The organism is Pseudomonas sp. 1D4, assembly GCF_001728925.1.
Taxonomy (GTDB): Bacteria; Pseudomonadota; Gammaproteobacteria; order Pseudomonadales; family Pseudomonadaceae; genus Metapseudomonas; species Metapseudomonas otitidis.
In genome coordinates, this window is sequence record NZ_LXJQ01000019.1 from 69,290 (window position 1) to 91,236 (window position 21,947).

General features: G+C 64.8%; 5 protein-coding genes and 2 pseudogenes. 1 reads left to right on the forward strand and 6 read right to left on the reverse strand.

Annotation, left to right across the window (positions count from 1 at the left end):
• Nucleotides 1-84: 84 nt before the first annotated feature.
• A complete protein-coding gene (locus tag A7D27_RS28930) occupies nucleotides 85-6,321 on the reverse strand; it encodes a calcium-binding protein (RefSeq protein WP_069565046.1) in 6,237 nt (2,078 codons plus the stop codon).
• 57 nt (nucleotides 6,322-6,378) lie between these two features.
• Between A7D27_RS28930 and A7D27_RS28935 the strand changes: the two genes are divergently transcribed.
• The gene (locus A7D27_RS28935) at nucleotides 6,379-7,056 is read left to right on the forward strand and encodes a hypothetical protein (protein WP_069565047.1); all 678 of its coding nucleotides are present in this window, start codon (nucleotides 6,379-6,381) and stop codon (nucleotides 7,054-7,056) included.
• A 219-nt stretch (nucleotides 7,057-7,275) separates the two neighbouring features.
• Here the strand turns inward: A7D27_RS28935 and A7D27_RS29100 are convergent.
• From A7D27_RS29100 to A7D27_RS12160, 5 genes and pseudogenes are all read right to left on the reverse strand, one after another.
• A pseudogene (locus A7D27_RS29100) lies at nucleotides 7,276-8,490 on the reverse strand (calcium-binding protein); the annotation flags it as partial.
• A gap of 1 nt (nucleotide 8,491) precedes the next feature.
• A complete protein-coding gene (locus tag A7D27_RS27830; protein ID WP_139134087.1) occupies nucleotides 8,492-9,364 on the reverse strand; it encodes a hypothetical protein in 873 nt (290 codons plus the stop codon).
• Nucleotides 9,365-10,401: 1,037 nt separating this feature from the next.
• Entirely contained in the window at nucleotides 10,402-11,166 is a 765-nt protein-coding gene (locus A7D27_RS29105) for a methyl-accepting chemotaxis protein (protein ID WP_371320986.1), read from the reverse strand.
• A gap of 93 nt (nucleotides 11,167-11,259) precedes the next feature.
• Nucleotides 11,260-12,294 (reverse strand): annotated as a pseudogene (locus A7D27_RS29110) (cache domain-containing protein); the annotation flags it as partial.
• 241 nt (nucleotides 12,295-12,535) lie between these two features.
• A partial coding sequence (locus A7D27_RS12160; protein ID WP_069565049.1) for a non-ribosomal peptide synthetase occupies nucleotides 12,536-21,947 on the reverse strand: 9,412 nt, incomplete at its 5' end.

Consider the following 21,947-nt stretch of genomic DNA (forward strand, 5'->3'; position numbering starts at 1 on the left):
AGTTCCTTGATTTCAGGCGAGCAATATTCACGCAAAAAACAGCCCGCCATCAGGCGGGCTGTTTCGTTGCTTACAGCTTCACACCTACTGCCAGTTCACCGCGATGATCTGGTTCAACTGATCCCGCTGAGCCTGGGTCAGGTTCATCTCCCCACCCTGCGGTGCGCCGAAGGCGGCCATGGCGTTGACCAGGTTTTCCAGCTGATTGGCGTAGAGCGTGGAGCTGCCGGCTTGCACCGCGTCCAGTTTCTGCGCCGCACCCGCGTACCAGTCCTGCACGGTGATGGCATCGGCCGAACCCAGCACGTCGATCACCAGGTTGTTGCCCTGGCGGGAGAGCCAGAGGCTCTCGCGGGTGATGCCTTCGATGCTCAGCACATCGTTGTCGGCGGGCTTGTTCGACAGGTTGTTGATGACGTCCTGGCCGTCGCCGGCGGCGAAGCGGTAGGTGTCGTTGCCGTCCCCGCCGATCAGGTAGTCATTGCCCTTGCCGCCGCGCAGCGTGTCGTTGCCTGCGCCACCGTCGATCAGGTCCGCGTCCGAGGAACCGAGGATGTTCTGATCACCTGCCTGGCCCGCCAGGACGGTGCCGAAGGATCGGTCGTCCGGGACGTTCAGGTAGTTGGGCGAACCGACGGTGTCCGGGTTGGTGAGGCCGAAGGCACTGAACACCTGGGCAGCCGTCATCTGTCCGCCGCCGGAGAAGGTGATCACGTCGACGACGGCGTCGCCGCCCAGGAACCAGTTCTTCAGGGTGACCTTGTCGGTGCCGCCACTGATGTTGAGCACCAGGTCGTTGCCGCTCTTGGTCAGGCCACTGCCCACCTGGTTGAAGGTGATGCCTTCGAAGCGCAGGGTGTCGTAGCCGCCACCGGTGTTGTCGATGACGTCCTGCCCGCTGCCGGCGCTGAAGACGTAGGTGTCGTCGCCACGACCACCGAGCAGGGTGTCATTGCCCTGGCCACCGACGAGGGTGTCGTTGCCATTGCCCCCTTCCAGGCGGTCGTTGCCGGCACCGCCGGACAGTGAGTCGTTGCCGTTGTAGCCGAGCAGCAGGTCGCGCTGGGCGGTGCCGTTGAGGGCGCCGTCGTTGCCCGCCGTGCCTTGCACGGTGTTGTCGAAGGCTGCCACCGGCGTTGGCATGGCGATACCGAACGCGCCGAAGATCTGCGCGGCGGTGAGCTGGCCACCGGTCTCGAAGGTGAAGGTTTCCACCAGGTTGTCGCCCCCCAGGAAGAAGTCCTTCAGCGTCACCTGGTTGGCGGTACTGCCATTGACCTTGAGGATCAGGTCGTTGCCCGACTTGGACAGGCCCGAGCCCACCTGGTTGAAGGTGATGCCTGCGGCGAAGCGCAGGGTATCCGCTGCGCCGCCCGACTCCTCGATCACGTCCAGGCCGGCGGTGTAGACGTAGGTGTCGTCACCCACGCCGCCCAACAGGCGGTCATTGCCCGCCGCGCCGGTCAGAGTGTCGTTGCCGGCCCCCCCGGTCAGCACGTCGTTGCCGGCGGTGCCAGTGAGCGAGTCGGCACCGCCCAGGCCGGGAACCGGCGGTTGCCCGGTACCCGGATCGGTCGGATCGGTGGGGTCAGTTGGATCAGTGGGATCGGTCGGGTCGGGGGTGCCGCTGCCATCCGGGAAGGCGGTGATCAGGCTGGCGATTTGCGCGGTGGTGAGGTAGCTGCCGCCGTCGTCCGGTTGCACGTAGTCGATGGCCGAGTCGCCGCCCAGGAAGTGGTTGGTGATGCGCAACTGATGGGCCATGTCCTTGTCGACAAGGATGACCAGGTCATTGCCGTCGCGGTGGAAGCTCAGGCGCGCACGGGCCACGCCATTGAGCACGAAGACGCCGTCGAAGCCGCCACCGGTGTTGTCGATGACGTCCATGCCACCACCGGCGCGGTAGTAGTACTTGTCGTCACCGGTGCCACCCACCAGGCGGTCGTTGCCGTCCTCACCGTCCAGCACGTCGTTGCCCGCGCCGCCGATGATCACATCGTCGCCCGAGTCTGCATTGCCGCCGTTACCGCCGGAGAGGTAGTCGTTGCCGTCACCGCCCTCCAGCTGGTCGTTGCCGGCCATGCCGAACAGGGTGTCGTTGCCGGCCAGGCCGCGCAGCAGGTCGCGGCCGTCGTAGCCGGAGAGGCGATCCGCTGCCGTGCCGCCGTCGATCACCGCCTGGTAGCCGCCGGCCACGCCGTTGGCCGCGGCCATATGGCCGATGCGCGCGGCGGTGAGCATGAAGCCGCCATCCGGCTGGACGTAGCTGATGGCCTTGTCGCCACCGAGGAAGTGCCCCAGCACGCGCACCGACTGCTGCGCATCGCCGTCCACCAGAATCAGCAGGTCGTCGCTGTCGCGGCGGAAGCTCAGCCGGTCCTGGGTGATGCCTCCGGAGAAGAACACGCCGTCGTTGCCGCCACCGGTGTTGTCGATGACATCCGCACCGTCGCCCAGGCTGTAGACGTACTTGTCGTCCCCGGTGCCACCGATGAGGCGGTCAGCACCTGCACCGCCATCGAGTTGGTCGTTACCGGAGCCGCCCAGGATCAGGTCGTCGCCGTCTTCGCCTTCGAGGTAGTCGTTGCCACCCTCGCCGAGAATGGTGTCGTTGCCGGCACGCCCCCAGGCCTTGTCGTCACCGGCACCCAGGTGGATGGTGTCGGCGAGGTTGCGGTAACCGAGGATGCTGTCGGCGTTGTCGGTGCCGTGATGGATCACGCGGCTTTCGACATCCGCCTGGCTCAGCGAGCTGCCGTCAGCGAAGGTCAGGCTGTCGAGCTTGAAGTGATCGGTCGGCTCCTTGAACCAGTTCTGCACGGTGATGCGGTCAGTGCCGTTGGCGTGCTCGATGATCAGGTCCAGGCCACGGCGGTGGAAGCCCAGGTCCGCCGCAGTGATGCCCTCGCCGAAGCTCAGGGTGTCGAAGCTCGGATCGATGTTGCTGAAGGCTTCGTTGGCGCGGCGTTCGATCAGCAGGTCCTGCCCGTCACCGAGGTTGAAGCGGTAGGTGTCGTCACCGAATGAGCCGTAGATGGTGTCGTTGCCGGTGCCGCCTTCGATGACGCTGGCGTTGCCGCTCCAGGCGTCGTTGCTCGCGACGATCAGGTCATTGCCCGCCCCACCGATGAGGGTGTCGGAGCCCTGGCCATGCAGCGTGTCGTTGCCATCGCCGCCGAGCAGTTCGCCGTAGCCTTCCAGCAGGTCGTCGCCGCTGCCGCCATCGAGCAGGCCGTTGCCCTGCAGGGTGTCGTTGCCGGCGTCACCGAACAGCTGGTCATTGCCGCCCCCGCCGATCAGCGAGTCATGGCCCTCGCCACCGCGCAGGGTGTCGTTGCCATCGCCACCGTCGAGCAGGTCATCGCCCGCATCGCCGCTCAGCAGGTCGGCCTGGTAGCCGCCGTACAGGGCATCGTTGCCATCGCCGCCGGAGAGCTGGTTCTCACCCTCTTCGCCGTACAGCTGGTCGTCACCCGCACCGCCGAAGAGCGTGTCATTGCCCGCTTCGCCATGCAGGGTGTCGTTGCCTTCGCCACCCAGCACCTGGTCGTTGCCGAAGCCGGCCTGGGCGAGGTCGTTGCCCAGGCCCGCGTCGATCACATCGTCGTCGGCGTGGCCGTAGATGGCGTCGTCCTGGGCGGTGCCTTCCAGTGCCTTGAGCTTGATGGCGTCGAAGTCCCAGGTGAGCCCGCCGTCGAAGACGAATTGCTCGATGGCGTACACACCAGGCTGCCCAGCCTGGTAGGAGAACTGCCCCTGGATCCGCACGCTGTCGCCCGTGGTCTTATGGGTCACCACCAGGTCTTCGCCGTCACGGCGCAGCATCAGGTCCTTCGGTGCCACACCGTCGAAGCGAACGCTGTCGGTACCGCTCCGGTCGATGATGAGGTCATGACCCCATTGCGCCGTCAGCCGGTACTGGTCGTTGCCGGCGGCGCCTTCCAGTTGGTCGTCACCCGCCCCACCGTCCAGCAGGTCATCGCCCTCCCCGGCTAGCAGGGTGTCATTGCCGAGGCCACCCTCGACGAGGTCGTTGCCGATCCCGGCGTCCAGGAGGTCGTCCCCTTCGCCGCCTCGCACGGTGTCGTTACCTGCGCCCGCATAGACCGTGTCGTTACCGCCCAGCGCGTCGATCAGGTCGTCGGTGGAATAGGCGTTGATCAGGTCGCCCGCAGCCGTGCCATCCAGGGTGAGCTGGCGCAATTGCGTAGCGGCGATGAAGGTTTCCAGCCCATCGCCGTAGCGCAGGCGAATGCCACTCAGCGGCACCTCTTCGCGGAAGAACGCGGAAAGCGAGATCAGGTCAGCCGGGCTGTCCGGGAACGAAACCTCGAGGCTGGTGCCATTACGGCGGAAGACCAGGGTTTCCAGGGGCAGGTCCGCGAGGTAGATGGTTACGATCCCCTCGTAGGCGTCCACGATCACATCCTGGCCATCACCCCGGGCGAACAGGTAGTTGTTGGTGCCATTGCCACCATCGAGGCGGTCATTACCCTTGCCACCGCCCAGGAAGTCATCACCGGCGCCCCCCACCAGAGTGTCGTCGCCGTCGCCACCTTGCAGGGTGTCGCGGCCGGCGCTGCCATTGAGGTAGTCATTGCCGGCACCGCCCACCAGCGTATCGTCACCGACACCCGCGTCGATGCGATCGTTGCCTTCACCCCCATCCAGGTAGTCGTTGCCCTCGCCACCTTCCAGCATGTCGTCGCCGGCTTCGCCGAACAGCCGGTCATCGCCGATGCCGCCATCGAGAGTGTCACGCCCCTCGCCACCCAGCAGGGTGTCGTTGCCGCCATAACCGAACAGACGATCGTCCCCCTCCAGACCGGAAAGCTGATCGTTGGTCACGTAGCCTTCGATGCGGTCGTTGCCGGACGTGGCCTGCAGCACCAGGTTCTTGACGTCGGCGATGGTCCACACCGTGCCGTTGTGGAACTCGATGCGGTCGACGGCGACACCGTTGGTGCCTTCGGCGCTGAAGTAGTTGGTGAGCCGCACGCTGTCAGTGGCCGAGGTCTGCAGCAGCAGGTCATTGCCATTGCGCTTCACGCCGACGCTGGCGGGATCGATACCGGCACCGAATACCACGCGGTCGATCTTGCCGCCGGCTGCATCGGCGGCGTTATCGATCACATCATTGCCGTGACCAATATCGAACAGGTAGCTGTCGTTGCCACGCCCGCCAATCAGCGAATCGTTGCCGGCCCCACCGATCAGGGAATCATTACCGTCATCCCCCATCAGCACATCGTCGCCAGCGCCGCCGGAGAGCTGGTCGTTGCCACCCAGGCCATGAATGCTGTCGTTGCCTGCCAGGGCATCGATGCTGTCACCAGCCGCGCTGCCGAACACCAGGTCATTGCCAGCGGTCAGCGACGAGGCGGTCAGCAGATCGAGCATCTGCTGCTGGCTCAGGCCACCGCCATCGACGAAACGGATCGCCTCGATGGCGCCATAGGCCAGCGAACCATCGAAGTCGAAGAAGTTGTCGATACGCACCGAGCCGGCATCGCTGCCGTCGGCGTTTTTGACGTTGATCCAGACGGTGGTGGTGTTTCGAGAAAACACCAGGTCGCCCTGGTTGATGCCGGTACCAAAGACGATCTGGTCGAGGCCGCCCCGGTCGAGGATCGCGTCGTTGCCCTGGCCGCGCGCGAAGTGATAGCTGTCGACGCCGGAGTAGCCGTACAGGCGGTCATCGCCACCCGCGCCATAAAATATCGTTCCGGAGTCGATGCCATAAAGCGTGTCGTTACCCGAGGTGCCGATACGTGTAGAGAAATCGAAGAAAGGCGCCAGTTCGATGCTGGAGGCCGTGATGGCCTGGAATGCGGCATCACGTCTGGCGCGATAAGCCGGCGAATAGGTGCCCAGATCGTTGAGGATGGTGATGACATCGCGCACGCGCTCCGGCTTGCCCTCGGCGAGCAACCCACTCAGCTTGCCCTGCAAGGCGTTCCAATCCACCACGATGCTACGAGCATCAGAGCCGAACGCCGACTTGATGATGCTCAGCTCCTTGGCGTACTCGGTCTGCGCGAGAATCTGCGCGGCGGTAAAGCGTTTGAACTCCAGGTACTCGGCCACCAGGATCGGTGCCGCCTGCCCATGGGGGTTCGGGTCCCGCTCGCCCCAGCACCAGGTACCCAGGTAGGGGCGCCCCACCAGGTTCTCCAGGGTGACAAGCTGGCGCGCGTCCATCACGTGGCCGTAGACCTTCTTGGGGTCGCGGCTGTAGGGGTCGACATCGGCAGCGCCTGCCCAACGGTAAATCAAATTATCGAGCAGTGCGTCGCGGCTGGCTGCATCGGTAGCCGACACGTATTGGGCAAGTAATCCTTTGAGCGCAGGATCAAGCGCCATGGCCTGGTGCAGGTCATGGACATTGCCGAAGCCTTTCGCGTTGGCGAGGAAATAAATATCGGGCGTCAGAACGATATCGCCGCTATTGATACGGCGCGCACCGTCGACCTTGAACCAGACATCCGCCGCAACGGAGGCCGTTCCATTCGCCAGGGTTACGCTACCGATCTGCCGGTACTCGTGGCCGTTGGCATCTTTCTGAGTAGAGGTTGTATAGCCGGTGCTGATAGAAACGACACCTGCGTCGGCCAGGCTCTGCAACTCACCCGCATCACTGATGCCGTTGCCGTTCAGATCACGCCACACCTGCAACGACGAATACGAGGCGTCATCTGCATTGATCAATCCGTCGCCGTTATTGTCGTATTCGGCCAGTGCCTGGAAGCCGTTTCCTGCAGTCTTGCCATTGTTGAGGATGCTGTGGTTGCCAAACAGCTCTGCGCCATTGCTGATGCGCCCATCACCATTGCGGTCATGTACCAGCAATCCATCATCAGGACTGACCCAACCGCTTCGCTCGCTCAGGCCATCGTTGTTCAGGTCGAAGTAGGCCGAGCCCACTTTCTTTGTCTCGATTCCGTCACCGTCCAGGTCTATGACGATAGGCGAGGTTCTAGTTTCGCCTTCATTGGTGTCGGGGACTTCCTCCTCTTCCTCCTCTTCTTCTGGCTTAGTCTTAAGATTGATGCCTAAGTCACCATTCTTAAATTTATTGATCGTGAGACCACCATTTACAACTAGCGTGGTACCGTTCAGAACATAGACGTTTCCGCCCCCCTTGTACTCATTCTCTGGGGCGTCCTCCTTTCTCTCCCCCCCTGTAAGGAGTTTATTACCTAGAATAACTACCCCCATGCCGAGCAAATCATCTTCGACGGTATCTTCAACATCGACAATGTAAATATCTCGCCCCCCTCCACCCTTGAGAGTATCTGCCCCCTTCCCTCCATCAAGATAATCAGCATCAGCCCCACCAACAACTAAGTCCGATCCATCTTCGCCGAATAGCTTGTTCTCTCCATCACCACCGTAAATTTGATCACTTTTATCTCCCGCCTTTACAGTATCAGCTCCATCCCCGCCATATATGACATCTTCTCCGAGCCCCCCATAAATTGTATCGTCACCACCACCCCCTCTGAGGAGCGCCCCCTCATCATCAACAGTAAATATTAAATCTGACTCCTCAGTATTTTTGTTAGCATCCCCAGCAGTGACAACCACCACACCTTTTACATTATCAATTTCCTCAGAAGAAAAGCCTAGCGATGAGACCAAGGCAGCAGCTGTAGCCCTATATCGGTCACCTGGCACCAATATTATTTCAGCGTCGTTATCCAGAAGATATTTCTTTATTTTCTCCTGTCGATGAGCAATCAACTGACCAGCAAACCCCTCAAACTCCTCTAAAGAATTACCGGCAGCTATCAGAGGAGATATATCAAAATCCTGCATCAAAAGCATGAAAGTCGTGAAAGCAACACCATTATCATCTGCATAATCGGCAGAACTAAGATTAGCCACACTCGAGACCAATTGCCCATCTTGATCAAAGCATTCGTTATAGACCGCAGCCATGGCAGTCGCCATTGCTCCCTGACCTATCAAATGCGCGCCAACACTTATTGCTGCTTCTGTAAATTTAACAACATGAGTACCTACAACAACATCATTGGCCCCCACATAATTAATTGTAATTTCGCGCCCTACAATTGAATTCCAACCATCATACAAATCCTGATGATATGACTTAGCAGCACGCTTAACTGCAGTATATCTACTAACAAATGCTGTAGAAGCAGATGAATGCGGCAACCCCCCAAAAGACATAATCGCAGAAAAATCCTGCGCTATTGGGTTGCTTTCATATTGAGCAGCACTGCTGACCCCCAGTAAATCTCTACCTATTGTAGTGAAAAAATGTATGTAATTCAGCTGGGTAGTATTGGTTTGATACATACCTATATAACTATTACCAGCACCGCCATATCCGCCATACCGGCCAGAATTTTCCATCCACCCCAAAGCATCAAAAAAACTGATCCAATCCGTGCCTGCCACGCTATCAACCAGCGGAGACTTAACATCTATGTAATTCTCCACCGACTGCCAATTTACTGCTGCCATACTAGCTACCTCTCCGTGTAAGCTTTTTCAAGCTGCAAGTCCCATTAAGAAAATAATCATTACCATCAGTAGTTATAAAAAATGAATCTTCAACAAGATCAACGCATCCTTCGGCCACATCAGCCTTTCTTAAAAAAGACTCCGCAGAACGATAACCCTCCTTAGTAGAATAAATGCCCAAGGATGGATAATCATCGACTCCATCAGCATTCAAATCCATAGCAGATGACTCTCTAAAGTCGCTCTCCCAAATTTTCTCTGAATTTTCCGATAGCGACCCAACAACATCCTTGTAATGGCTCAATAGTTCTTTCTCTCCATATACATTGACTGTTCGCGGCATTTCCAAGAGAAGGGCCTTGAGACCTCCAGGGTACGCCAAACACACAACCTTAGAATAACCGGCCAGGCTTTCATCAAACTCCCAGATATTTCGATAAACCAACAGGATGCGCCCATTTTTTTTAAAAGTGAGAGCACCATCATTTCGCTCAAAAGGTAAAAAATCCCAGAAGCGAATAGAGTCCTTCTGATCACTTGAGATCTCTATCCCATCCTGTCCTTTTCTCAAAATGGATATTTCCTCTGAAACCTCCTCCCATTTGGTCAGTGGATTTTCATTACGATCAATCCCACCATAATCAATTTTTGGATAATCTCTATCCAAATAGACCATAGCCTCAACATCTCTTCTTTCTCCAGAACCGTTTACTAATGAATACGCAGTCAAACCAATAGCTCTTTCCCGACTTATCCACTCTACCGGGATGTTCTTTTCGCATACGGGAAATTTCTCAGCGAATACGGCATCTTCCTTTGAGAGCGCAGAACCTGCCCCTCCAAGTACGAAAAAGAAGAAGACAGAAAAATTCATTCGCAGCAACTTTACGCAGCACATACACCCCCCAAATAATCACCTAATCATATCTAGCTCGGAGCGCAACATATAAAACAGATGGATCGCCTTATCTTAAATCACAAGCAACACCGAAACACCAATCCATGGATTAATTCCGTGAAAACTAAAAATATATAGACCCGACACCAGAGCAAATCTCAGCTATCACAAAAAATAACGAGACGGAGTACATCAACTTAATTGAGCCGATGCAGGTATTGATAATTACTGGAGACAGCGTTTGGGTAGGCATACTCATCCTTGAAGCGGAATGCTCGCCGACGATCCTGTCGGCTTCCGGGGGAGATGATGTAGAAAACGCCTTTGGCAGCTCAGCGTCAATCGGGCCGTTGAAGATTTTGTGAAACCGTTCAGGGAACCCTGAAATTCCACAAACTCTCCTTGAAAACCCCATTCCAGAGCTTTCCAAGCGTGCTTAGCACTAGGCCATGCCAAGTGGGCTAGCAGTAGATCCACCAAGGCTCCGCGTAGTTGCCCCTTCTCCTCACCGTCTCCATAGTTCGCCCGCCGCTGCAAGCCAGCGGCCTCGGATTGGTGTCCCAGTGACTCAGGCGGATACACAACCGCTACCGAGCGTTTTTTGTGTCCGCTGCATGGCTCACCCTCATGGGCGAGCTGTGTGAGGGCACGCCGGCCCTGAGCCCGGTACGCCAACGCGAACTGCGCGAACCTCCATTGCCTGCTGTCACTGCTGGCACGGGGGCTGACCCAGGCGGAAGAGACGCTGGAACAGGTCATCTAGGGTCGCCAGGGCACACGGCTTTTTCTTCGGTATTGCAGGGGCTTTTAGATACAGAGGGCTGCGGAGCGCGACACCGAGCGTTCCGCCTCTATCAGCGAAGCGGCAGACCGACATCCAGCCGGTCTGTCGCGTCACGCCCTACGGGTTCAGGCGAGGGTTCTCTGGCTTGGGCCATGGCCATAATCGCGGCAGATGTCTATCCGCGTTGAGTCGGCATCCGCTCAGCCCAGGGCAGAACGGTACCACCCCATCAAATCCTGAACGTATCCACCAGCTGCTTCAGCCGGCTGACCTGCTGATCCAGCTCGGTACAGGCCTTCAGGCTCGCTTGCAGGTTGTGCACGCCGTCCTGGTTGAGGACGTTGATCTCGGTGATGTCCATGTTCAGGCTTTCGATCACCGAGGTCTGTTCCTCGGTGGCGGTGGCCACGGACTGGTTCATGCCGTCGATCTCGCCGATACGGCGGGTCACGCCGCGCAGGTTCTCGCCGGCCTGGCCGCCGATGCGCACGCTGTCGTCGCTGAAGTGGCGGCTTTCGCCCATGGTCGCCACGGCTTCGCGGGCGCCGGTCTGCAGCTGTTCGATCATCTGCTGGATCTCCAGCGCCGAGCTCTGGGTGCGCTGGGCCAGGTTGCGCACTTCGTCGGCCACCACGGCGAAGCCGCGTCCCGCCTCGCCGGCGCGGGCGGCTTCGATGGCGGCGTTGAGCGCCAGCAGGTTGGTCTGCTCGGAGATGCCCTTGATCACGTCGAGGATCTGGCCGATGTCGTTGCTCTTCTGGCTGAGCACTTCGATGTGGTTGCTGGACGCCTGGATCTTCTCCGACAGCTCACCCATCGCCACCAGGGTGCGCTCGACCATGCCCTGCCCTTCCTCGGCATCGCGGCGGGCGTCGCTGGCCTGCTCCGAGGCGTCGGCGGCGTTGCGGGCGATCTCCTGGGCGGCGGCACCCAGTTCGTTGATGGCGGCGGCCACGCTGTCGGTGCGGGCGGCCTGCTCGCTGGAGTTGGTCATGGAGGCGTTCGACGCCTGCACCACGGTGCTCACCCGCTCGTGCACCTCGCGCGTGGCGGAGGCCACTTCGCGGATGGATTTGTGGATGCGCTCGACGAAGCGGTTGAAGGCATCGGCCAGTTCGCCGAACTCGTCACGGGAGTCGATCGACAGGCGCTGGGTCAGGTCGCCCTCGCCCTCGGCGATGCCGCTCATGGCATGGCTCATCACGTGCAGCGGGCACAGCAGGATGCGGATCAGCCCGCTCAGCAGCAGGAGGATGGCGACCACGCCGATGATGGTCGACATCAGCGCGGATACGCGGAACTCCTGCAGGGCGGCGAAGGCCTTGGACTCGTCGACGGACAGGCCCACGTACCAGCGCACCCCGGTCAGCCCTTCCACCGGCAGGAAGGTCACGATCCGCGCCTCGCCGTTGCGGTCGCTCACGCTCTGCAGGGCGGACTCCAGGCGCGGCGCGGTGCCGGCGAACAGGTCCGGCAGCTTCTTCAGGACCAGCTGCTGATCGGGGTGGACCAGCACCGTGCCCTTGTCGTCCACCAGGAAGGCGTAGCCCATGCCGCCCAGGTCGAAGGAGTTGAGGATGTCGTCGACCGTCTTCAGCTTGAGGTCACCGCCGACGACGCCCTGCAGGGCGCCCGAGGCGTTCACCGGGCGGGTGATGGTGATCAGCAGGCCGTCGCGCGGGTCGGCGGCCAGGTAGGGCTCGGTCAGGCCGGGGCCGCTGGTCTGTGCCGCCTTTATGTACCAGGGCCGCTGGCGCGGGTCGTAGCCGGCGGGCAGTTCGCTGGGCGGGAACTGGGTGTAGGTGCCGCTCGCCTGGCCGTAGTACGCATAGAGGAAGGCGGAGGCGATGCTGCGGTGCTGCAGGTTCTTGGCCAAGGCGGCCTCGCTGGCGTCGTCCTCGATGGACTCGGCCAGGTTCTCCAGCAATTGCATGCGGCCCACCAGCCAGTGCTGGATGTTGCCCGTGGAGACCTGCCCCACATCGTTGAGGTAGTTGGCAAGGTTCTGGCGGATGGCGTTCCGCTGCAGGTAATCGTTGTACAGCGCGAAGGACGCGAAGGCAGCGATCACCACCAGGGAGGCTGCCACCATGATCTTGTGGCTGAATTTCAGGGTTCGCATGGAGGAACTCGCTCAACAGGTGCAGATAGAGAATTGTGGCCACAGGGTCCGTCGGCATCCAGCCGGTAATCGACTGGGCACGGACGCAGGACCGTCCCTTGCTATCGGCACCAGCACGTTCTTCTTAAGCGATTTATCAGTCATTTATGCGCAGGCGTTCAGGTGTTTTCTGAAAACACCGTGCACCACTCGTCTAGCCCGAGCACGCGGAGCCCTCCCCGCTCCGCGTGCCCCGCTGCCGCTACAGCATCTCCAGCCTGGCCATCAGGTCCTCCAGCCGTGCAGCCTTCTCCTCGGTGACGACGCTGCCTTCCAGCGAGTCGATGTAGCTCGCCAGCTCCTCCACCGTGCTGCACTCGAACATGGCCCGCAGGGGCACGTTGCGTTGCAGGGTCTTCTGCACGCGGGAGGCGATCTGGGTGGCGAGCAGGGAGTGGCCGCCGAGTTCGAAGAAGTTGTCGCGCACGCCGACCCGCTCGACCTTGAGCACCTCGGCCCAGATGCCGGCCAGGGTGGTTTCCAGTTCGCTGCGCGGGGCCAGGTAGTCCTGGGCCTGCAGCGGGCCGAATTCCAGGGGCGGCAGGGCCTTGCGGTCGAGCTTGCCGTTGGCGTTCAGCGGCAGACGGTCGAGCACGAGCCAGTGCAGCGGCACCATGTAGTCCGGCAGGTCGCCGCGCAGTTGCTGCTTGATGGCTTCGAACCAGGCGCCCTCTGCCGCCAGGCGGCTGGCCGGCGAGCTGGCGCGGGTGAAGCGCTCGGCCTCGCGCGGCACCAGGTAGCCCACCAGGTATTTGCCGGTGGGGCCTTCCTGCACGCTGACGGCGGCGTCGCGCACGTCCGGGCGCTCGAACAGGCGGGCTTCGATCTCGCCCAGTTCGATGCGGTAGCCACGGATCTTCACCTGGTGGTCGACACGGCCGACGTACTCCAGCACGCCATCGGCGCGGCGGCGAGCGAGGTCGCCGGTGCGGTACAGGCGTTCGCCCGGCGCGCCGAAGGGGTTGGGCACGAAGGCCTGGGCGGTGCGCAGCGGGTCGCCGACGTAGCCACGGCCGACGCCGGTGCCGGCGACGCAGAGTTCGCCCACGGCGCCCAGGGGCGCCAGTTCGAAGGCGTCGTCCAGCAGGTACAGGCGGTTGTTGTCGGTGGGGCTGCCGATGGGCAGGTAGGTGCCCTCGGTGGAGGCGGCGTCGACGCGGAAGAAGGCCACGTCGTCCGAGCACTCGGCCGGGCCGTAGGCGTTGACCAGCCCCACAGCCGGGTAGCGCTCCAGCCACTGGCGCGCCAGCTCCGGCGGCATGGCCTCCCCGGTGGGCAGCATCCAGCGCAGGGCGCCGAGTACGGCGCGGTCTTCGGCGAGCATGCCCTGGATCAGCGAGGGCACGCTCTCCAGCACCGTGATGCCGCGCTCGCGCACATGGGCCAGCAGCGCCAGCGGGTCGTGGGCGATGGCGTTGGGGACGATCTCGGTGCAGGCGCCGAACAGCGGTGCGGCGAGGAACTGCCAGACCGAGATGTCGAAGCTCTGCGAGGCGGTCTGGGCGATCACGTCCGCCTCGGTGAGCGCCAGGTACGGCACCTTGCTCAACTGGTTGTTGAGCATGCCGGCCTGCTCGACCATCACGCCCTTGGGCAGGCCGGTGGAGCCGGAGGTGTAGATCACGTAGGCCAGGTTCGCCGGGGCGCTGTGGATGCCCGGGTCCTGCTCCGGCCAGGCGCCTTGCAGCACGTCCTCCCAGATCAGCAGGCGCGGACGCTGGCCGCAGCCTAGTTCCTCCAGCAGCATCATGGCCTGGTCGCGGCAGGCACGGGTGGCCACCAGCGCCGGGGCGCGGCTGAGTTCGAGGATGCGCGTCAGGCGCGGGGTGGGCAGCGCCGGGTCCAGCGGCAGGTAGCCAGCGCCGGCCTTGAAGGTGCCGACCATCATGCCCAGCAGGTCGAGCCCACGCTCGCCGAGCAGCGCCACTGGCTGGTCGAGGCCGACGCCGGCGGTGCCCAGGGCGTGGCCCAGGCGGTTGGCGTGGCGGTTCAGCTCGGCGTAGCTCCACTGGCGGTCGAGGCAGCGGGCGGCGATGCGCTGCGGGTGCGCGGCCACACGGGCCTCGAACAGGCGCACGTAGCCCTGCTCCAGCGGGTAGTCGCGGGCACTGTCGTTGACGCCATGCAGCAGCAGCTCGCGCTCGGCATCCCCCAGCAACGGCAGCTCGCTCATGTCGCCTTCGATGTGATCACCGAGGGCCAGCAGCAGGCGCTTGAACTCGCCCAGCAGGCGGTCGATGGTCGCCTCCTCGAAATAGCGCCGGTCGTAGGACAGGTGCAAGCCCAGGTCATCGCCCGGGTAGCAGACCACGGTGAGCGGGAAGTTGGTGTGGGTGCGGCCGGAATCCGAGCTGGCGGAAAGGCTCTGCGCCCGGTCCAGCACCGCGACTTCCACCGGCGCGTTCTCGAACACGAAGAGGCTGTCGAACAGCGGCTGGCCCTTGGGCAGTTCGCTGCATTCCTGGATGGCTACCAGCGGCAGGTACTCGTGCTCGCGCAGCTCCAGGTTGCTGGCCAGCAGCCCCTGCAGCCAGTCACGCACGCCCAGGCGCTGGCCCGGTGCGGGCAGCTTCACCCGCAGGGCGATGCTGTTGATGAACAGGCCGACGGTGCGCTGCATCTCCGGCAGGCCCACCGGGCGCCCGGCAACGGTGACGCCGAAGACCAGGTCGCGCTCACCGCTGTAGCGCGCCAGCACCAGGGCCCAGGCCGCCTGGGCCAGGGTGTTGACGGTGAGCTGGTGACGCTGCGCCAGTTCCCGCAGCCGGGCGCCATCGGCGGCGTCCAGGCGGGTAATGCGGTCGCCCACCTGCATGCCGCCGCTGTCGTTGGCGTGTTCGCGGAGGATCGGCCGGTCGCTCGGCAGATGGGTGGTGCGCTCGAAGCCGGCCAGGTTGCCCTGCCACCAGGCACGGGCCTGGCCGAGGTCCTGGCGCTGCAGCCAGCCGATGTAGTCGCGGTAGCGCGGCGCCAATGGCAGCTGCGGCTCGCGGCCCTCGCTCAGGGCGGCGTAGACCTCGAAGAAGTCGCTCATCAGCAGGCCACGGCACCAGGCGTCGATGAGGATGTGGTGGTTGCTCATCATGAACCAGTAGCGCGCCTCGCCCAGGCGGATCAGGCGCAGGTGGAAAGGCGGCTGGTGCAGCAGGTCGAAGCCGGCCTCGCGCTCGGTGCGGTGCAGCGCCTGCAAGCGCTCCTCGTGGCCGTCCTCGGGCAGGTCACTCCAGTCCAGCACGTCCACCTCGGTGGCACCGGGCTTGTGGATCACCTGCAGCATGGTTTCGCCGGCGTTCCACACGAAGGAGGCGCGCAGCGCCTCGTGCCGCGCCACCACCGCGCGCCAGGCGCGGGTGAAGCGCTCCACGTCCAGCGCGCTGTTGATGCGGTAGCGGTCCTGCATGTAGTAGATGCCGGTGCCCGGCTCCAGCAGGGTGTGCAGCAGCAGGCCTTCCTGCATGGGCGTCAGCGGGTAGATGTCGTCGATGGCGGCGGCCGGCACCGGCAACTGGTCGATCTGCTCCTGGCTCAGGTTTGCCAGGGGGAAGTCCGACGGCGTCGGGCCACCGGCGCCCTCCTCCAGGCAATGGGCGATGAGCGCCTGCAGCTCGGCGATGAAGGCTTCGCCCAGGCCCTGCACCGTGGCGCGGTCGTAGCGCGCCTGGCTGTAGGTCCAGTTGAGCAGCAGCTCGCCGCCGAACACCTGGCCGTCCACGCTCAGCCAATTGGGCAGCGTGGCGTCGGCGTCGTGGGCCGGGCCGGCGCTCTCTTCCAGCGGGCGCAGCAGCGCGCCCTCGGCGAAGCTGCCGTCGAACTGGCCCAGGTAGTTGAAGGTGATGCGCGCCGGCGGCAGCGCCGCCATGGCCGCGCGGGTGGCCGGGTCGGCCAGGTGGCGCAGCACGCCGTAACCCAGGCCCTTGTGGGGCACCTGGCGCAACTGTTCCTTGATCGCCTTGATGGCCGCGCCGAGCCCTTCGGCCGGGGCCAGGCGCAGCGCGTAGGCGCTGGTGAACCAGCCGACGGTGCGGCTGAGGTCGATGTCGTCGAACAGCGGTTCGCGGCCGTGGCCTTCCAGTTGCACGAGCACCGAATCACGCGAATCCCAGCGGCACAGCACGCGGGCCAGGGCGGTGAGCAGCAGGTCGTCGACGCGGGTGCGGTAGGCGGCGGGCGCCTGTTGCAGCAGTTGGCGGGTGCGCTCGGCATCCAGGCGCAGGGTGATGCGCTGGGCGTCGCGCTCCAGGTCCTGTTCGGCGTCGCGGTCGCAGGGCAGCGGCGCGTCCTGGCCGCCGAGCTGCGCCTGCCACCAACCCAGTTCCTCGCGCAGGGGTTCGCTGCCGGCGTAGGCTGCCAGGCGTTCGCCCCAGTGCTTGAAGGCGCTGGTGCGTGCCGGCAGCGCCAGGGGCTGCCCGGCCTGCAACTGGCGATAGACGGTTTGCAGGTCCTCCAGCAGCACGCGCCAGGAGACGCCGTCCACTACCAGGTGGTGGATGGCCAGCAGCAGTTTCTGGCGCCCGTCCGGGCCTTCCAGCAGCAGGGCACGCAGCAGTGGGCCCTGGGCCAGGTCGAGGCTGCGCTGGGCGTCGGCCAGCAAGGTGTCGGCCTCGGCGAAATCATCCACCTGTGCCTGCCACAGCAGGCCGTCGCCTTCGCTGGCGGGTGCGCGGTGCTCGGCGTGCCAGGTGTCGCCGTCACGGCTGAAGGACAGGCGCAGGGCGTCGTGGTGTTCCACCAGGCACTGCAGGGCCTGCTCCAGATGCCCCGCATCCAGGCGCTCGCCCGCTTCCAGCAGCAGCGACTGGTTCCAGTGGCCGACGTTTTCCGGCGCCTGCTGGAAGAACCAGTGCTGGATGGGCGTCAGCGGCATGGTGCCGGTCACCGGGCCCTGGTCCACCTGGGTCAGCGCCTCACGGCGGGCGACGGCGGCCAGGGTCTGCACCGTCTGGTGCTGGAACAGGTCGCGCGGGCTGAAGTGGATGCCCTGCTGGCGGGCACGGCTGACCACCTGGATGGAGAGGATGGAGTCGCCGCCCAGTTCGAAGAAGTTATCGGCGAGCCCGACCTGCTCGACGTTGAGCACCTCGCGCCAGATGGCCGCCAGGCTCTGCTCCAGCTCGCTGCTCGGTGCCAGGTACTGTTGGCGGTTGTGCTCCGGGTCCGGCGCGGGCAGCGCGCGGCGGTCGAGCTTGCCGTTGGGGGTCAGCGGCAGACTGGCGAGCAGCACCAGGTGCGCGGGCACCATGTGTTCCGGCAACTGGGTGCGCAGGTGCGCCTTGAGGGTTTCGCGCAGCGCCTGTTGCGCCTCGGCGCCCTCTTCTGCGGCGGCACAGGCCACGTAGCCGGCCAGTTGCTTGCCGCTGGGGCTGTCCAGGGCCAGCACCACGGTTTCGCGCACCGCCGGGTGTTCCAGCAGGCGCGCTTCGATCTCGCCCAGCTCGATGCGGAAGCCGCGCACCTTCACCTGCTGGTCGATGCGGCCGAGGTACTCCAGTTGGCCGTCGTCGCGCTGGCGCACCAGATCGCCCGTGCGGTACAGGCGCCCGCCGTCGGTGGCGAAGGGGTTGGGCACGAAGCGCTCGGCGGTGAGGCCCGGGCGCTGGTGATAGCCACGGGCGAGGCCGGCACCGCCGACATAGAGCTCGCCGATGGCACCGGGCGGCACCAGGGCCAGGTCGGCGTCGAGGATGCAGGCCACCCGCGCACCGACCATGCGGCCGATGGGCACGCTGGCGGCGCCCTCCTCCAGTTGCGCCGGGGCCAGGGCGGCCAGGGGCATCACCACCGTCTCGGTGGGGCCGTAGGCGTTGAAGAAGGCCTGGGGCGCGAAGCCCGCGCGGATGCGTTGCAGGTGCTCGGCGGTCAGCGCCTCGCCCCCGGTGATCACCAGGCGCACCGGCAGGGTCTCGCCCCGCGCGCCGAGCCACTGGGCCATCTGGCTGCCGTAGCTGGGGGTGAAGCCGAGGATGGTCACACCCTGCTCGCGGATGAGCTGGCAGATGTCCTCGGCGCCCCACTGGCCCTGGGCCCGCAGCACCAGGCGCGCGCCACACAGCAGCGGCGTCAGCAGGCGCTCGCTGGCGGCGTCGAAGTTGATGGAATAGAAGTGCAGCTCGCAGTCGTCGGCGCGCATGCCGAAGCGGCGGATCACCGCCTGGCAGTGCATGGCGATCTCGCCGTGGCTGACCGCCACGCCCTTGGGCTTGCCGGTGGAGCCGGAGGTGTAGATGAGGTACGCCTGGTGCTGCGGCCGTGCGAGGTCCACCGGCGCGCTGGCGGGGTAAGCGGCCAGCGCGGCCTCGTCCTCTTCCAGGCACCAGCGGCCGACGCCGGCCGGCAGCTCGCCGAGGGTGTCGAACAGCACAGCCTGGCCCAGCAGCAGGACGATGCCGCTGTCCTCGATCATGTAGTGCAGGCGTTCGGTGGGGTATTCCGGGTCCAGCGGCACGTAGGCGCCACCGGCCTTGAGGATGGCCAGCAAGCCGACCACCATCGCCGCCGAGCGCTCCAGGGCCAGGCCGACGCGCACCTCGGGGCCGACGCCGCGCTCGCGCAGCAGGTGGGCCAGGCGGTTGGCGCGGGCATCCAGGGTGGCGTAGTCGAGGGTCTCGCCGGCGAAGGTCAGGGCCGGCGCCGTGGGCGTGCGCGCGGCCTGCGCGGCGAACAGCCGATGGATGCAGCCGTCGAGGCGGTGCTCGCCGGGTTCTTCGCTGAGGCTTTCGAGCTGCGCCAGGCGCTCGCTTTCACCCAGCAGCGGCAGCTCGGCCAGGCGCCGCGCGGGGTCGCCCAGCAGCGCCTCCAGCAGGTTGCACAGGTGGGTGGCCATGCGCGCGATGCGCGGTTCGTCGAACAGGTCGGAGCTGTAGGTGAAGCAGCAGCCGAGGCGATGGTCGAGGTCGGTGACCTCCAGGTTGAGGTCGAACTTGGTGGCGCGGGCGTCGTTGGCGATGTACTCGACCTTCATCCCTGCCAGCTCGCGGGTCTGCTGGAACTCCCAGCGCTGCACGTTGCACATCACCTGGAACAACGGGTTGTAGGCACTGCTGCGCGGCGGTTGCAGGGCCTCGACGAGCTGGTCGAAGGGCAGGTCCTGGTGCGACTGGCCCTCGATCACGGTGTGGCGCACCTGCTCCAGCAGCGCGGCGACGCTCATCTGCCCGTCGAGCTGGCAGCGCAGCACCTGGGTGTTGAGGAAGGCGCCGATCAGCCCTTCGCTTTCCGGGCGGATGCGGTTGGCCACCGGCGCGCCGATGCGCAGGTCCTGCTGGCCGCTGTAGCGGTGCAGCAGCACGGCCAGGGTGGCGGTCATGGTCATGAACAGGGTCAGGCCGTTGGCCGCGTTGAAGGCGCGCACGCGCTCGGCCAGCGCAGCCGGCAGGTCGAAGCGGTACAGCTCGCCCCGGTGGCTCTGGGCCGGCGGGCGTGGGCGATCCGAGGGCAGCTCCAGCAGCGGGTGCTCGTGGCCCAACTGCGCCGTCCAGTAGTCCAGCTGGCGCTGGCGCTCGCCGCTTTCCAGCCACTGGCGCTGCCAGGCGCTGTAGTCGAGGTACTGCACCGGCAACGGCGCCAGGGGCGATTCGCGGTCGTCGAGGAAGGCCTCGTAGAGCGCACCCAGTTCGCGGGCGAAGATGTCCATCGCCCAGCCTTCGGTGACGATGTGGTGCAGGGTCACCACCAGGTGGTGCTCGCGCTCGCCGCCCTTGACCATCACCACCCGCAGCAGCGGGCCGGTCTCCAGGTCGAACGGGCGGTGGGCCTCGTCATCGGCCAGGGCCTGCAGGCGGGCTTCGCGCGTTGCGGCATCCAGGGCGGAGAAATCCTCCCAGCCCATGACCAGGTTCGATTGCTCGGCCACCTGCTGGCGGGCCACGCCGTTCTCGCTGGGGAAGGTGGTGCGCAGGGTCTCGTGGCGCTGCACCAGGGCCTGCAGCGCCGCCTCGAAGCGGGCCACATCCAGCGGGCCACTGAGGCGCGCCAGGCCGCCGACGTTGTAGGCGGGGCTGTCCGGCTCCAGTTGCCAGAGGAACCACATGCGTTGCTGGGAATAGGACAACGGCACCGGGCGGCTGCGGTCGACGCGGGCGATCACGCCCTGGCTGTCCACCTGGCCGCTGGCCTGGATGCGCGCCACCTCGGTGCAGAAGCCGTCCAGGGTGCTGGCTTCGAACAGCGCGCGCAGCGGCAGCTCGACGTCGCAGGCCTGGCGGGTGCGGGAGACGATCTGGGTGGCCAGCAGCGAGTGGCCGCCGAGGGCGAAGAAGTCGTCATCCAGGCCCAGGCGCTGGATGCCCAGCACCTCGCGCCAGATGGCGGCGACCCGTTGCTCCAGCTCAGTGGCCGGCTCGCGGTGCTCGGCCTGTTGCCAGGCGGGTTCGGGCAGCGCGCGGCGGTCCAGCTTGCCGCTGGGGCCGACCGGCAGTGCCTCCAGGCGCATCAGTTGCGCCGGCACCATGTACTCCGGCAGCTCGTCGCGCAGGGCCAGCAGCAGGCGCTCGGTCTGCCGGGTTTCATCCTCGCTGGCGCCATTGGCGCAGTAGTAGCCGACCAGGCGCGGGCCGCCGGGGCCGTCGCGCAATACCACCACCGCCTGGCCGACACCGGGCTGGGCCAGCAGGCGCGCGCGGATTTCTTCGGGCTCCACACGGAAGCCACGCAGCTTGACCTGGCTGTCGAGGCGGCCGAGGTACTCCAGCGCGCCGTCGGTGCCCCAGCGGGCGCGGTCACCGGTGCGGTACAGGCGTGCGCCCGGTTCGCCGAAGGGGTCGGGCACGAAGCGTTCGGCGGTCAGCGCCGCGCGACCCAGGTAGCCACGGGCGAGGCCGGCGCCACCGATGCACAGCTCGCCCGGCACGCCCACCGGCAGCGTCGAGAGTTCGGCGTCCAGCACATGGCAGAGCACGTTGCCCAGGGGCTGGCCGATGGGCGAGCGCTCGCCGTCCTCACGGCGGCAGTGCCAGTGGGTGACGTTGATGGCGGTTTCGGTGGGGCCGTAGCGGTTGTCCAGGCGCACCGCCGGCAGGCGCTCCAGCACCCGGTCGCGCAGGGCCGCGGGCAGCGCTTCGCCACCGGAGAACAGGCGGCGCAGGGAGGCGCATTCGCTGGCGCCTTCCTCCTCGATGAACAGTTGCAGCAGCGGCGGCACGAAGTGCAGCGTGGTCACGCCGTATTCGCGCACCAGTTGCACCAGGCGGCGCGGGTCGCGGTGTTCGCCGGGCGCGGCCAATACCAGGCGCGCCTCGCTGACCAGCGGCCAGAAGCACTCCCAGACGGAGACGTCGAAGCTCACCGGTGCCTTTTGCAGCAGCACGTCGCTGGCGTCCAGGCGGTACTGCGCCTGCATCCAGGCCAGGCGTTCGGCCAGGGCGGCGTGGGTGTTGCCGACGCCCTTGGGCTGGCCGGTGGAGCCGGAGGTGTAGATGACGTAGGCAAGGTTGTCGCCGTGCACGGCGGCGGTCGGCGGGCTGTCGGGCCAGTCGCCCTCCTCCCGGTCCAGCTCGATGACGCGCACGCCCTCATGAATCGGCAGGCGCGCCACCTGGTGCGACTGGGTCAGCAGCAGGCGTGCGCCGCAGTCCTGCAGCATGTAGGCGAGGCGTTCGCGCGGGTAGTCGACATCCAGC

Bases quoted from the DNA above. Each gene is read 5' to 3' on its own strand.
- A7D27_RS28935 (WP_069565047.1), top strand. From the start codon at position 6,379: ATGGACATTGCCGAAGCCTTTCGCGTTGGCGAGGAAATAAATATCGGG.
- A7D27_RS27830 (WP_139134087.1), bottom strand. From the start codon at position 9,364: ATGAATTTTTCTGTCTTCTTCTTTTTCGTACTTGGAGGGGCAGGTTCT.
- A7D27_RS29105 (WP_371320986.1), bottom strand. From the start codon at position 11,166: ATGACCAACTCCAGCGAGCAGGCCGCCCGCACCGACAGCGTGGCCGCC.